Origin of the sequence: Shewanella litoralis (assembly GCF_009828585.1) — a bacterium.
GTDB classification, from domain to species: Bacteria; Pseudomonadota; Gammaproteobacteria; order Enterobacterales; family Shewanellaceae; genus Shewanella; species Shewanella litoralis.
Genome location: NZ_WSRZ01000006.1, coordinates 90,273 through 105,111, shown reverse-complemented (window position 1 = coordinate 105,111; position 14,839 = coordinate 90,273). Strand labels below are relative to the sequence as shown.

Genomic DNA, 14,839 nt, shown 5'->3' with positions numbered 1-14,839 from the left:
TCTTTCACCAAAGGTAACTGATGCATATGACAAATCTTGAACAACAAGTGCTGACTCAAGTTCAAGCGATTATTGGCAATGAAGAGCAAGTGATTGGTCGCCGTGGTATTTTGATCCCATTAAAAAAGGCACTCATTAATGAAGCTGATATTCGCATTGTTATTGATACCGTTTCTGCCGATCCCGCGCTTGCCGCTCATTTATTACAACGCAGTAATACAGCGCAAAATGCAGGGGTTGTGTCAACCAAAAGCCGCAGTGTAAAAGATGCCTTAATCCGTTTAGGTCAGGTGAATATTTACCGTTATGCTTTTTCATTTTATTTAAAAGAACGTCTTGATGAACTCGCCGAGCCTTACAAAAAGCTAGTCCAGGGTTACTGGGCGTTAAATGAAACTATAGCCCATGATTGTATCGAGTTACTGCGAGCTGAAAACGAAGCTGGAGCGGGGATAAAAGTCGATGCTGATGAAGTGCAAACCTTAGCCTTATTTAGTGTGTTTGGCCAGGTGATAGCCTTAACGGCATTTGCTTATTTAAATGCAGAACTGCCAAGACCTGTGTCTTTAAAAGTGCTTAAGTCATTGATTGACCAACAGCAACAAAAACTGTCTTTAGAAGCGTTTGAATCGTTAGGCTTAGATGATGATTTACGTGAAGAGTTTTTAATCGCGCATAACTTACGTCAAACACAAAACCCTGACTCTGCAGGACTTGTGCTTCGACGCGTGTTATCTAAACGGAAACTATTGATTAATCCGTTGTAATGCCATGCCTTCACTTGCAACAAGCTCAAGCCACTTTTGAATCAAATTAGCATTAGTGGCGTCTCGGCGATAAGCACCAAACAACGGACGTTTAAGCCCTTCTGAACCTAATTTTACCGCAGCTAAACTTAAGCCCTGGCTTTCACGAATTGACCATGTTGGTAATGTCGCTACGCCATCATTACAAGCCACTCGTTGCAATAACATTGACGTTAAGTCGCATTGCTTTTGCTCTCCAGGTTCAATACCTGCAGGCTCTAAGAAGTGTTTGTAAATGTCTAAACGAGCTAATGGTACAGGGTAACTAATCAAGGTTTGTTTTGCTAAATCGGTTGGCGTTACGTAAGCTTTTTTCGCTAAGGTATGCTCACTCGATGTCACGAGCTTTACTTCAAAATCAAACAAATGTTGATACGCCACGCTGTGACCAGGAACCGGATCAGAGGTGAGCACAATATCTAACCCGCCTGTTTCTAGCGCATTAAGTGAATCAAATAAATGGCGGCTTGAAATATCAATCTGCGCAGCTGGAGCGTGGTGCTTAAATTGCTCAATCACCGGCATTAACCAACGAAAACAGCTGTGACATTCTATGCCTAATTTAAGCTGCTGACTTTCACCTTCAAGACCGCGTTTAAGATCAGACTCAGTTGCAATCACCTTTGGTAAGATTTCTTCTGCTAAATTCAGCAGTCGCGCACCTTCATGAGTGAAAGTTAACGGTTTACTTTTGCGCACAAAAATCGCTGAGTTAATTCGAGTTTCTAACTCTTTTATTTGATGAGAAAGCGCCGACTGGGTTACAAACCGCTTTTTAGCTGCACCTGCCAAACTGCCACTTTCTTTTAACGCCATCAAGGTGCGAAGGTGTCTAAGCTCTATCATTTTCTCTCCACATGAATCTTGCTCAACTAGCTGATGAAATCAATTCGATTGCTTGGCAGCAGAGTAACACAATAAACTTCTAGACGTCCAGACGCCTGTATGAGTTTTTGTACATATTTAACTATTAATTTTAGTTAATAAAGCGACTTTGCTGTATACAATATTCAATAACTGAGCTTCAAGTTGTTGCTGGGTCAGTTAGATGCTTAACCTAAGCGCCTATTTGAAGAGAAGTAGAGCCCACTTGCGTTATAGGATTGAAACCATAACGCCTCGCACGATAGAAAAAAGCGAACAGACAAGCTTAAGGCTACACTGATAAAGGATTAATCATTTATTAATAGCGCTTTAATGATCTGAAAATAAGGAGCTAAGCATGAGTCATACTTACAAGATTATTGAGCTTGTCGGTTCATCGCCAATCAGCAGCGACGATGCAGTAAAAAACGCCATTGCCCAGGCCAATAAAACGGTTAAGCATTTACGCTGGTTTGAAGTAATAGAAACCCGTGGTCATTTGGAGGAAGGACTAGTGGCTCACTGGCAAGTCACCATAAAGGTGGGCTTTACCTTAGATACTTAACATCATGACGGTTTAGCCTGCTCAGACAAAAACACTCAAAAACCTAGGCGTCTCTTGGTAGGCCTTTTTGTACTGAGCGGATGACTCGCTGGGTTTTACGTGAAAGCGCCTCTTGTGGCGCTTTTTGCTTTTGTTGTGCCAGGGCCCAATCGATATGCTCTAGCACCATGTCATCGACTTCGTCGCTGAGTTTACGTTGTTCAAGTGCGGCGATGATATCTGGATTTGCAGGTGCATTACCTAATGCTATGGCGATATTGCGTAACCAGCGTTTATGGCCGATACGTCTAATGGCGCTGCCTTCTGTTTGGCGTAAAAAGTATGATTCTGACCAACTAAATAAATCGATTAACTCGGGTTGAATAAGTGGTTGGCGGGTATGAAAGTCGGGCTCTGCTGTCAGTGGGGCTTTGCTGTTAACTGGGCAGACTAATTGGCAATCGTCACAGCCGTAAATTCGGTTACCGATTAAGGGTCTAAACTCTTCTGGGATAGCGCCTTGCAACTCTATCGTTAAATATGAAATACAGCGGCGCGCATCGACAACATAAGGCGCAACGATGGCATCGGTTGGGCAGGACTTTATGCAGGCAACGCAGGTGTTGCAGCCTTCTTTTATTGGAATATCTAACGGTAAAGGCAGGTTAATGAGCAGTTCACCGAGAAAAAACCAACTGCCAGCGTCGGGGTGTAAAATCAGCGAGTGTTTGCCAGTCCAGCCCAGTCCAGCCTTGTCTGCTAGCGGCCGCTCTAATATTGGTGCTGAATCGACAAAAGGCCTAAAGTCGGTTGCATCAAATCCGAGGGTTTTGCAGTGTTCCGTAATGTTATCGCCGAGCTTTTTAAGCCGTTGACGGATCATTTTATGATAGTCACGCCCGCCAGCATAACGAGATATATAGGCCAAGTTTGGATTGGTTAAATTACTGGCAAAGCCAGCGTCTGGTGGCAGGTAATCCATGCGTGCACAAATGACTCTGAGGCTGCCTGGGTGTAACTCATTAGGCCTGGCACGCATCATGCCATGGCTCGCCATGTAGTTCATTTCACCGTGATAGCCTTTGTCTAACCAGTCTTGTAATCCCGCTTCATGTTGGCTTAAATCAATGTCTGCCACGCCAATGTGAGCAAAACCGAGTTCTTTACCCCAGAGTTTGATTTGTCGGTTGAGCGCATCAAGCTGGGCCGCTGTCAATGGACATGGCTCAGGTGATTGGCTGGTAAGATCGATATGTTGATCTGGCGTTGATTCTGGGGTCGATGCAGTCATAACACTATCATTGAGTAAACACGCAGAAATTATACCCGTTTTACTCGGCTTTAACACAGTTTCGGCCCGCAGCTTTGGCAGAATAAAGTGCTTTGTCGGCTTTGAGTAATAATGGCGACAGTTCGACTTCATTGCTGTAGCTCGCAACCCCTGCGCTGACCGTTTGAGCTAAGTTAGGGGCAATTTGCTGCCAATCGTAATGCGCAATGGTTTCGATTAGGCGCTTAGCAATTTCGATAGCGGTGGTTTTATCAATATTGGGCAATAATACTAAAAATTCTTCACCGCCCACTCTGCCAACCACATCGGTGTCTCGCATCATACTGGCACAAATCGATGCCAACTTAACGAGCACCTTGTCACCAATTTCATGGCCTAACTGGTCATTAACCTGTTTGAAATGATCGGCATCGAAAGAAATAATCGAGAAAGGTTTGCCAGAGAGTTGAGCCACTTTTAAAAAGTGCTGCCCCTGTGAATAGGTATCACGCCTATTTGACAATTTAGTGAGTTCATCGGTCATGGCGAGGCGTCTAAACAACTTTTTACGCATCAATTGTTTATAGGCAAAAATCGACACAATGATTAAAATGATCGCCACTAAGATAATAATGATGATTTGCATGTTTTCGTTGCGCTGCATTATCTGCAATTGTTGTTCTTTGTCTTTATCTCGTTGCACTAACAAGTCATTTTCAGTTTGAATTTTGTTGGTATTAAAACGAGTCTGCATTTCAGTGTTTCTGTCTGACATGGTTTGTTTGTCGAGTGCTAGATGTGATTCAACATATGCAGATAATGATTGGTAGGCCTCAAGCCATTGCGCTAAACCTTGATAAATTTGACTTTTCAAACGCAATGCTTTGTTGAGCCCTCGAGCATTTTCACTGTAACGAAATGCAGTTTCAGCTTTTTGAGCATAGGTGAGTGCTTGAGTATTATTGTTTAATTGGTAGTGGACTTGGGCAAGATACAAATTCATATAACTATAACTGCCTTCGTTATCAGATTTAATTTGCTTTTCGGCTTGCTCAAGTACTGATTTTGCTTCATCTAATCGATTTAGATGGATTAAATTTCCACCAATGCTAATCGAGGTGTCGGCGGCGGCAATGAATTCCTTTTCTTTGAGCCAAAAATCACGTGTTTTTTGATAACGTACAATCGCTTCTTGATAGCGCCCGAGTTCTTCAAGCGACATAGCTATTTCACTATTAGTTTGATTGGCGGCATATAGCTGCTTGTTTTTGAGATAGACTTGCTCGAGTTTTAATTGATATTTTAAGGCTGTTGTAGCATCACCAAAGCGTCTGTAGCTGTTGGCAAGCTCACTTAAATTAACGTTTGCCCAATAAGGAATGTTAAGGGTTTCATATAAATTTTGTGCTGTGATGAGATCTTCTAGCGCGGCAGAAAAGTTACCCATGTAAGATAATATCGTGCCTCTAATGCTACGTCCGTCTGCAATAAGGCGTGGGTCTTCAAGCAAATAAGCATTGTCTATAGCGTTATCTAAAATACTAAATAACGAGCTATTTTGGCCTAAATAATGCAAATACCAAGATTTACACAACTGCAAATCGACTTGAATAAGGGATGGGCTAGGTTGGCTGTATATTTTTAGGTATTCGTCGGCATAAGCAACCGCTGTCTTCATTTGCTCTGACGTGTCGTAAGGGAAGTTCCAACATGTTAAGCGGATATGCAATTGCTGTCTGACGGTATCATTTGAGGCTAAACTGTTTTTGTATTCTTGTAGCAGTTCGCTTACTTCGTCGTCGGGTAAAAATTTGCCGCTATCAAAAAGCTGATAAATTTCATCTGCACGTTTATTTTCGATAGGATTGGCATATGCAATGCTGCTCAATCCCATTAAAAGCATGAGTACGATCGTGCGAGTCATTTGCGTTATTTTTAGCGTAAACAAAGTGTCGGAGTCTCAGCATTAATTATTATTTTTGGCTTAACTTTTCCAAGAATAGCGTGTTTTTGTATCAATGTCTTGCGGGTGTGTTTTTCATGGTAAATTATAGCGTGTTAAAGTTTTGTTACACTTGTTTTTGGCAGGTTTAGCACACGTTTTTGTATCCGTTTTGCAATAATATTATCTATGTTGGCGTTTGCATTCACATAGCTACGCGAGTATAAAGACGCCTTTGTGATTGTGGCTTTACATACACTTGCCCGAATAGCCTTACAGAGTCGGCTTAACCGCGCCTGAGTATATACCCAATCAACTTGAAGATCCGTGTTTCAGAGCTTCACCGTGTTTTCAATACTAGGCGCGTTAATGCGGTAATGTAGGTACCTTATAAATTAGCGCAACAACGTAGTGGGAACACGGTGAAACTCCCAAAGGGCAAGTTTTACACGTGTTTATGCTGCGTTATTGATTTTGGAAAGGGAACGACCATTACCCGCAATCAATGCCTTGCCTAAACGCGTGTAAACTCTTGCTGAAATCGAGCATCTTCAGGTTGTTTGGGTATAGACCACATATTATGTACATTGTTGCTAAAAGTAGAGAGAACACCATGAGCAAAGTTGATCAAGAATATGAAAAAGTGGCCAAGCAAATTTCATACAATGTAGCCAATAAAGTGCTACCCATGGACAAATTACCAGAAACACTTCAAGAAGCGTATGAAGGCTTGTTTAAAGAGTTGGTTGAAGATAACGCCAATGCATTTGCTAACGCCTGGGAAGCTTTGCCTGGCAGTGCGCAGAAGTTAATGCCCAAAGCAGAATTTCATGGCTTTTATATTGCCAATGCCTGGATGCAATTAAGCCGTGTGGCACAAGAAATTGCCGATAGTGCAGACTCTGAAGAAGAAATGAATAACAATGAATATGATGGTGTATTTGGCCGTTTAGCGGAGCAGTCGCTAAAAGAGTGTATCCGTAAACTTAAAAAAGCCCGCACCGATCGCTCAATGTTTAACAGTTTTAAGCAAGTCATGTCAGCTTAAGTAACCTGAGGTCGGGGGGGGTAAAGTATTGATTTTAAACAGCATAAATTCATCCCTTATCCCGAGTTCAGGTTAAGTATTGTAAACAGACATAAAAAATCCCAGCCTGGCTGGGATTTGTTGTTTTAAGACGCTTAAAATTAATTAAAATGCAGTACGTCTATAACGGCGGTATTCTGGTTCCCAGAAGTTTGCTTCAATCGATTGCTGCAAAAGCTCATCAGTGCACGGTAAAGCTAAGCCTTGATCAATTGCCGTTCTTGCAACCGCAAAGGCGATGTATTTACTCACTTCTTGAATATCTTCAAGTTTTGGCAATAACGAACCCGTACCGTTTTTACCCAATGGTGAGCATTCTGATAACGCCTGACTTGATGCCATGAGCATTTCATCCGACACACGTTTAGCACCACAAGATAACACGCCTAAACCAATACCTGGGAAGATAAAGCTATTATTACACTGGGCAATTTCATAGGTTTCGCCATTAACAACAACCGGTTCAAAAGGGCTACCCGTTGCCACTAAAGCCTGGCCTGCTGTCCAATGTAAAATGTCTTTTGGTGTCGCTTCTACACGGCTTGTTGGGTTTGACAATGGAAACACAATAGGGCGTTTGCAGTGGCTGTGCATGGCGCGAATAATTTCTTCGGTAAATAATCCTGGCGCGCCAGAGACACCAATTAGCACGGTTGGCTTGGCGTTGTTAACCACATCCAATAACGAGATGTTGTCACTGTAATTATCCCAGCCGTTAACACGGTCGCATTGTTGAGCTAACTTTTGTTGGAATGGCAGTAAGTTAGGCATGTTGTCTAGCAATAACCCCCAACGGTCAACCATAAACACCTGCGAGCGTGCTTGTTGGTCAGTGATGCCTTCTGCCACCATTTGCGCCACAATGGCTTCGGCAATACCGCAACCTGCGCTACCAGCACCTAAAAAGGTGATGCGCTGCTGGCTAAGTTTACTGTTAGCCGCTTTACAGGCTGCCAGTAATGAGCCTACCGTGACCGCAGCTGTACCCTGGATATCATCGTTAAAGCTACAGTATTGATCTTTGTAGCGCTCCAGTAATGGCATGGCATTTTTTTGGGCAAAATCTTCAAATTGAATTAATGCATCTGGCCAACGACGGCTAACAGCTTGCATGAATTCTTCAACAAATTCAGCGTATTCCTCACCGCCAATTCGTTGGTGACGCCAACCCATGTACATAGGGTCTTCTAATAAATGCGGGTTATCGGTACCGACATCTAGGGTAATCGCTAAACAGTATGCAGGGCTGATACCGCCACAGCTGGTGTAAAGTGATAATTTGCCAATAGGGATACCCATGCCGCCAATGCCCTGGTCGCCAAGGCCTAAAATACGTTCACCATCAGTGACTACAATGACTTTTACTTTATGACGAGTAGAGTTGTTTAAGATGTCATCTATACGGTCTTTGTTAGGGTATGAAATAAATAACCCGCGGTTACGGCGATAGTTTTTTGAGAAACGCTCACAGGCTAAACCCACTGTAGGGGTGTAGATAATCGGCATCATTTCGCTGATGTGATTACGCAATAATCGATAGAAAAGCGTTTCGTTGGTGTCTTGAATGTTGCGCAGATAAATATGTTTATCAAGATCGTTATTGAAACTTTTAAATTGGTCGTAAGCGCGCGATGCTTGCTCGTCGATTGTTTCAATGACCCAAGGAAGTAAGCCTTCAAGGTTAAAATAAATGCGTTCTTCTTCGCTAAATGCAGTGCCTTTATTAAGCAGAGGAGATTCAAGAATCGCAGGACCAGCGAAAGGAAGATATAGGGGGCGTTTATTATCGTCCATGGGAAACCTTTATGTGTGTGTTTATGATAAGAATATTTATCAAGGTAGATTATCACGTCTGATCTTTTTTGTGGTCTGTTAAGTGACTAAAATCACGTTTTTTATGATGAATTATTGTCCTTATCAATAAGCATTCTTTCAGTGAGGCCTGTTTGAATTCAAACGTTAAAGACAAAAATGCGCAGCCTAAGCTACGCATTGATAACGTGTTGCAGTGGGATATTGCCACTTTATTCAGTCAGGTTACTTACCGCGATGCTTAACCGATAAACCTTTAACGAAGTTACGTAACACCTGGTCGCCACAGGTTTTATAATTTTTGTGGTCAGGGTTGCGGAAAAGTGCACCAAGCTCTGACTTAGACATGGCAAAGTCTGCTAGGGCTAACGTAGCAATAATATCGTCTTCGCGCATTTCGAGTGCAACACGCAATTTTTTGAAAATAAGATTATTGGTTAATTGCTTTAGTGGTGCAGGGACTTCTGTACCAGGCTTTAAGCCACGGTTGTTGATAATCAAACCATCTAAAAATTGACACATTAATTTGTCGTTACAAGCTTGATAACCTTCTTCTTCCTCTTTTTTCAGCAATGCAATAATTTCATCTGAGGTGATTTCGGTATTAGCTTGGCTGAAAATATTAATCATTTTGGCATTTGAAAAGTCAAAAACAAAACGAATACGGCGAAGAATATCATTGTTAATCATAAGGTTCTCTGGCGCGGCTGCGCATAAGTGGTTTAGGTCAAGTGACGAAGCGCTATTATAGCGAGTTATGTGCGATCCGTCAGATTATTCGTCAGCTTTTAATTGATTTCTTATTGTGTGGCGGATTTTGTCATGTAAACCAAAAACACGCTCCATGTTGTCTAAGTCCCACGAGGTATTTTCTAAAATCACCATACTCAATTGTGCTTGTGGATAATAGAGCATCAGGCTGATGTAGCCGGGTAAGTAACCGCTATGGCTGTATTCGATTAGCCCATCCTGATGATTAATTTGCAAACCATAGCCATAATTTAACTCACCCCAACGATGTGGCCTTTTGGCGCTAGGCGAGGTCATTACTTGTAAACTTGCAGCAGATAAAAATTGCTGTTGGGTTAAGCCCTCAATAAATGCCGCAATGCCTTGGTTACTGGCTTGCATAGCACCAAAAGCAATAAAACCATTGTCTATGGTGAACTCATCTAACAGCACGCGTTGCTGTTGTTGCTCCATATATCCGCGCACTAATCGTGGTTGTTGAGCGTATAAGTCGGTTATTTCACCCACATCAGCGCTTATATCGAGCTGGTATTGCCTGGCAAACTGATTAACTAACTCAGCGTAGGGCACCTGGTAGCTTTGCCTAAGAATATCGCCAAGCAGTTTGTAGCCATAATTTGAGTAGTTAAATTGACTGCCAGGAATAAATTGCGACCTCGCATTAAGGCTCGGTGATTTAGGCGGCAAAATGCCAGAAGTATGGTTAAGTAGCTGCGCAACAGTGATGGGGTGTTCCGTCACGATATTAAGATAATCAGTGATGTTATCGTTTAAGTTTATTTTTTGCTGATCAACAGCCCGTAAAACCAAGGTTGCAGTGATGGTCTTAGATATTGAGCCAATTAAAAAGCGGCTGTCAGCGTGAATGTCTTCTCCTATCATTAGGTCAACATAAGTTTGCTGGTTGTCACTGATTAAAATCCGCCCAGTAAAAGGCCTGGAGTCATGGTTGATAATCGTTTGTACATTACTATTGGTTATGCTCAATGCAAACGCTGAAGCTGACAGTAGGCTGCTGCTTAGTAATAGTAATGCGTAAACTCGGATTGTCATTTTGTTTATCATTTTTGTCATTTTGTTAAATACCAATAAATAAACAACAGCGCAAAACCAACTAAGTACACCAGCCCAATCCAGGATAATACTACCATAGCAGGGCCATACCGATGTGCTTTAGGTAAGTTTTGACTGGTCATTAAGCGGAAGTTTAACCAGGCAAAAATAACCGTGGTCATAAAGGCAAGGATCATCACAAACTCAAGCAGTGGCAGCAGAGCGCCTTTAAAAAATAAAATAAGCATCAAACCGAGTGCGCTAACCCCTAACATCACTGGCGTTAAATAGCTGCGTGGTGAAGTGTTGTGAGACAAGAGTTTCCAGCCCATATCTAACGTGCGGCTGTAGCCATCTATGACGGTGACAGTGGTGCTGAAAATGCATAAAAAAGCCACAACACCAATCAAATAGCGGGTTTCATTGCCCATCACCTGGCTATAAAGAGTAATCAGCTGTGAGGCAAATACCGCCCCAGAGTCTGAAAAACGCTCGCCACTGCCGTGCATCACCAGAGCTCCCAATGCTAAAAATACAATCGCGAGAATGGCGGTGGTGACATAGCCTAAATTGAAATCAAAAATGGCCTGTTTTGCGGTGACGGTTTGGCTTTTTCGTTTTTCAATGAGCCACAATGAATTCCAGGCGCTGACTTCAATAGGTGCAGGCATCCAGCCCATCATGGCCACTAAAAAGCCGACGTATGCCCATTGCCAGGGCGATTCGCTTGCCGATGGCGTGGCCAAACCTGTTTGATGATTAAGCGCCAATGCCACCGCGATTAACGTGGTTAGGGTGAGGGCAAACATAATCACTTTTGTGAGTTTATCGAGCAGTTTGTAATGGCCAAAAATTAATAGGGCTAATGAGCTCAGTAAGACGATTAAGGCCAATATATCAATCGATAACGGTACAAACTGAGTCAACATGGCCGCGGTTAGCATGCATACCCCCGCGGTGCTGGCGATGGCGGCAATGACATTAAGCCCAGTAAACAGCATTAAATAACCACGCCCTTGCTTTTGGTAGCCTTGTAATAGGCTTTCGTCGGTGGCTGCTGTGTAGCGCGCACCAGCGGCAAAAAAGGGGTACTTTACAATATTAACTAACAAAATTAGCCAGGCTAGCTGCCAACCAAATTCGGCCCCAGCACGAGTAGAGGCAACTAAATGCGACGCGCCAATGGCTGCTGCAGCCATTAAAATGCCCGGGCCTGTGGCTTTTAAAAGAGTATGAATTTGAGCAATAAAAGGGATGTGTTTATGTTTATTCGACATGATAAATAGCAAAAACCTATTGTGGAGAGTGTGGCGCTAACGCTTGTTCAATACGCAGCAAGGTGGCATTCATTTGTTGCACGTTCTCAAGCAATAATTGATCGATATCGAGGTTATCTACAACCGTAGATTGGCGCTCAGTGAGTAATGATTTTTGTAATAGCACTTTTTCTCTAAACGCTTGGACATCGACAACGCCGACCAAATTGATCAACGACCCAGTACCTGATTGTCCAGCGGTTTCAACGGTGAGTTTATGTATACCAAATAAGCGCATAAGTGGGCCCTGAATAAGCGCCATATCGGTGATTTTATCTAAAGGGACCGTGTTCTCTGTGCGGGTTAATAATCCTTTACGGACAATCAGTTTTTGGGTAGTTAATTCAGCACTCATATTAGCAATATACCGTTTGGCAGCCAGTAAACCTAAAGGAAACCACAGCAATAACAAGGGAATACCAACAATGCTCACTGAAATTAACAGCGCACCTGAGACAAGCCAGTACAGACCTAGGTTTGCGTGAAAGTGTGCACTAACTCGTTTTTGTTCACTCATCTGACCTCCATATCAAAAGCATTTAAATTCACTTTTTTTGATTGTTTATTCTTGATTAAGTGTTTGGTTACATTTACATTACACCGCGGTACTGACAATGTGTTGACATTGTTAAAATTTAACTTAACTTGAACAAGTAGATCAACATCCAAGAAATGAGTAAGCGGTAATATTGTTACCGCAGTTTGCAGTAGTCATGGATATAAAACAATAAATTAACGTTAAGGATGATCATGAAAAAAACTACCCTATTACGAAGCGCTTGCGCTATCGCTGTTTCACTCTCTTTCGCTCCTGTTTCACTTGCTCAAGCGGCTGATGACGCTCAAGCAAAAGTTGAACGTATTGAAGTGACCGGTTCTCGTATCAAACGGACTGATATTGAAGGGCCTTCACCAGTACAATCACTGAGTAAAGACGATATTGCTAACATGGGTTTTGATAACCTACAGCAATTGCTTGAACGCATGCCTGCTAACGGCTCTGGTGCGTTTTCTACTCGAGGAAACAGCCAGGATTCTACCGCAAACGGTGGTGCATCAATCAGTTTACGTGGCTTAGGCCCTGATGCGACATTGGTATTAATCAATGGTCGTCGTGTTGGCTCGAGTGCATTTGCTGAAGGCATTTCAAACTCGTTTGTTGATATTAACAACATTCCGGTATCTGCTATTGAGCGTATCGATATCCTAAAAGATGGCGCGTCAGCCATTTATGGCTCAGACGCTATTGCGGGTGTGGTGAACATTGTCTTGAAAAAAGACATTGAAGGCATTGAGATTAACCTAGGTTATGGCGATGACAGTGGCACAGGGTATGACGAAACCACAGCAAGCTTAGTGTGGGGCGTAAAAGCCGATAAAGGCAGCGCATCAGTTATTTTAGATTATTTTACAAACGGCACCTTATCTGCAGAAGACATGGGCCGTTTTGGCACGGCAAACCAATCACAATATGGCGGTGAAGATTACCGTTCATCACGTGGATACCCTGGCTACTTTTATGTTAATGGCGTGAAAACCATTGACCCAGATTGCCCTGCAGACAGCGCGACAGCAAGTGGCAGCTGCTTATTTGATTACGGTCCATACAACATGACCATTCCGACTTCTGAGCGAGTGGGCGCCATTGGCCAATTTGATTACATGTTGGGTGAAGACCTCACCGCATTTTTAGAGTTGTCGGTACAACACAACACTTCTGAAGCTGGCGGCGCACCAACACCATTGGATGAAGATGCAGGCTTAACCGTACCAGGCACTCATCCAGACAATCCTTTTGGGCAAGATATTGATATCGGCCGTTACCGTACGGTTGATGCCGGCGCACGTCGTTGGGATATTGAAACAGATACCATGCGTATTGTGGCTGGCCTTCGTGGCGTCGTAAACGACTGGGACTGGGAAGTATCAGCACAACGTGGCCGCAGTGAATCAACTCAAACGGGTGATCGTTCACAAGGTTGGGTAAGAACAGACTACTTACAAGCTGAGATAGATGCCGGTAACTACAATCCATTTGGTGGCGTAACAAACTCACAAGATGTGATTGACCGAATTACCACCAGCTTAGTAAGACAGGGTAAGTCGAGCATTACTGCTTATGATGCCAGTATTTCTGGGCAAGCATTTACCATTGCTGATCGCGATATCATGATGGCTGCCGGTGCAGAGTACCGTGAAGAAAGCGTCAGTGATGTGCCAGATGAGCAATTCCAACGTGGTTTGATTTTTGGTACTGAAGCAATATCTGCATTTGGTTCACGTGATCAGCATGCCGCTTATGTCGAATTCTCTATCCCAGTGACTGACAATTTTGAATTACAGTTAGCCGGTCGTTATGACAGCTACAGCGATTTTGGTTCAACTACTAACCCTAAAATTGCGTTCCAATGGGGCATTAATGATGAGTTAACCGCTCGCGGTTCGTGGTCTACGGGGTTCCGTGCACCATCACTTGCGCAAATTGGTTTAGGCCCATCTGAAAAAAGTGACTTCTTAATTGATAGTTATCGTTGTGCTGCTGACAATGTTGATTGTGAATTACTCGATTACAACTTCATCTTTGCCGGTAACCCTGATTTAGATGCTGAAGAGTCTGAAACCTGGAACGTTGGGATGATTTGGGCACCAAGCCAGCAGTTTGATATTGGTTTTGATTTATTCAATATTGTTCAAGACAACAAAATTGATTCATTGCAAAACCAGGATCTTTACGATGAAAACTGTGGCGACCAAAACAGCACAGTGTGTTTACGTAACGCGCCGCAAGCTGGTGAAACCTTTGGTACAATTGACGTGATCAAATCTGGGTTTGTAAACATTGGTTCGCAAGAAGTCCAAGGCCTTGACTTATCAACTCACTATGGCCTTGAGCTAAACAGCTATGGCGATATTAAGTTCGGTTTAGAGTACAGCTACTTAATCAGCTTCGAAAAAGAAGTTGATGGCACAACGATTGATTACACCGGTGAGTACGAGTATCCACAACACCGTTGGTTAGCGACAACTAACTGGATGATGGACGACTTTGCTGCCAACGTAAACTTAAGCTACATCGGCGAGTTTGAAGATTACAACAAAACCCGCACCGTTGACGCGCAGTTGTTAGTTGATATGTCTGGCTCATACCGCATTAATGAGATGTTTAAACTGTCGGTTGGTGTAAATAACGTGTTTGATGAAGAACCATCATTTGCAATTGGCGACGGCGATGCTGACCTTTACGGTTATGCAATGGGGGTTCATAACCCGTTAGGTCGTTATGTTTATACTAAAGTCACAATGAAGTTCTAATGACAACATTATAAGATACGTCAAAGCCACATTCACCTAGCGTGCATGTGGCTTTTTTTATTGTACAAATTGATTGGATGACC

At 42.9% G+C, this 14,839-nt stretch carries 12 protein-coding genes; 4 read left to right on the top strand and 8 right to left on the bottom strand.

The features are described from left to right. Nucleotides 1-26: 26 nt before the first annotated feature. Nucleotides 27-767: an HDOD domain-containing protein gene (locus GQA99_RS07240; protein ID WP_160053228.1), complete on the top strand. Its 741-nt coding sequence runs from the start codon at nt 27-29 to the stop codon at nt 765-767. Here GQA99_RS07240 and GQA99_RS07235 read toward each other — a convergent pair. Further along, nucleotides 747-1,652: a LysR family transcriptional regulator gene (locus GQA99_RS07235; RefSeq protein WP_160053227.1), complete on the bottom strand. Its 906-nt coding sequence runs from the start codon at nt 1,650-1,652 to the stop codon at nt 747-749. The two genes, GQA99_RS07240 and GQA99_RS07235, sit on opposite strands and share 21 nt — an antisense overlap. Nucleotides 1,653-2,028: 376 nt before the next feature. Here GQA99_RS07235 and GQA99_RS07230 point away from each other — a divergent pair, with 376 nt between their 5' ends. Further along, a complete protein-coding gene (locus GQA99_RS07230) occupies nt 2,029-2,235 on the top strand; it encodes a dodecin (RefSeq protein WP_160053226.1) in 207 nt (68 codons plus the stop codon). A 43-nt stretch (nt 2,236-2,278) separates the two neighbouring features. Here GQA99_RS07230 and queG read toward each other — a convergent pair whose 3' ends face one another. Together queG and GQA99_RS07220 are read right to left on the bottom strand one after the other, a co-directional pair. Then, nucleotides 2,279-3,505, bottom strand: coding sequence for a tRNA epoxyqueuosine(34) reductase QueG (gene queG, locus GQA99_RS07225; RefSeq protein ID WP_160053225.1), 1,227 nt, complete (start codon nt 3,503-3,505; stop codon nt 2,279-2,281). A gap of 40 nt (nt 3,506-3,545) precedes the next feature. After that, nucleotides 3,546-5,408 carry a tetratricopeptide repeat-containing diguanylate cyclase gene (locus GQA99_RS07220; protein ID WP_160053224.1) on the bottom strand — a complete coding sequence of 621 codons (1,863 nt, stop codon included), beginning with the start codon at nt 5,406-5,408 and terminating at the stop codon, nt 3,546-3,548. A 631-nt stretch (nt 5,409-6,039) separates the two neighbouring features. On the opposite strand from GQA99_RS07220, the gene GQA99_RS07215 reads away from it, so the two are divergent. Beyond that, nucleotides 6,040-6,474 (top strand): DUF3069 domain-containing protein, encoded by a 435-nt coding sequence (locus tag GQA99_RS07215; RefSeq protein WP_160053223.1) that lies wholly within the window; start codon nt 6,040-6,042, stop codon nt 6,472-6,474. Nucleotides 6,475-6,618: 144 nt separating this feature from the next. Here the strand turns inward: GQA99_RS07215 and GQA99_RS07210 are convergent, their stop codons facing one another. The 5 genes from GQA99_RS07210 to GQA99_RS07190 all read right to left on the bottom strand — a co-directional run bounded on the left by GQA99_RS07210 (nt 6,619) and on the right by GQA99_RS07190 (nt 11,961). Next, a complete protein-coding gene (locus tag GQA99_RS07210) occupies nt 6,619-8,307 on the bottom strand; it encodes an NAD-dependent malic enzyme (protein ID WP_160053222.1) in 1,689 nt (562 codons plus the stop codon). A gap of 243 nt (nt 8,308-8,550) precedes the next feature. Beyond that, nucleotides 8,551-9,015 carry a YehS family protein gene (locus tag GQA99_RS07205; protein ID WP_160053221.1) on the bottom strand — a complete coding sequence of 155 codons (465 nt, stop codon included), beginning with the start codon at nt 9,013-9,015 and terminating at the stop codon, nt 8,551-8,553. Between the two features lie 84 nt (nt 9,016-9,099). Continuing rightward, nucleotides 9,100-10,128 carry a serine hydrolase domain-containing protein gene (locus GQA99_RS07200; protein WP_160053220.1) on the bottom strand — a complete coding sequence of 343 codons (1,029 nt, stop codon included), beginning with the start codon at nt 10,126-10,128 and terminating at the stop codon, nt 9,100-9,102. Between the two features lie 17 nt (nt 10,129-10,145). Further along, nucleotides 10,146-11,405, bottom strand: coding sequence for an Nramp family divalent metal transporter (locus tag GQA99_RS07195; RefSeq protein WP_160053219.1), 1,260 nt, complete (start codon nt 11,403-11,405; stop codon nt 10,146-10,148). A 16-nt stretch (nt 11,406-11,421) separates the two neighbouring features. Beyond that, a complete protein-coding gene (locus GQA99_RS07190; protein ID WP_160053218.1) occupies nt 11,422-11,961 on the bottom strand; it encodes a PH domain-containing protein in 540 nt (179 codons plus the stop codon). A 233-nt stretch (nt 11,962-12,194) separates the two neighbouring features. Here GQA99_RS07190 and GQA99_RS07185 point away from each other — a divergent pair, with 233 nt between their 5' ends. After that, on the top strand, nt 12,195-14,756 hold the full coding sequence (locus tag GQA99_RS07185) for a TonB-dependent receptor (RefSeq protein WP_160053217.1): 2,562 nt from the start codon (nt 12,195-12,197) through the stop codon (nt 14,754-14,756). The last annotated feature ends 83 nt before the right edge of the window (nt 14,757-14,839 follow it).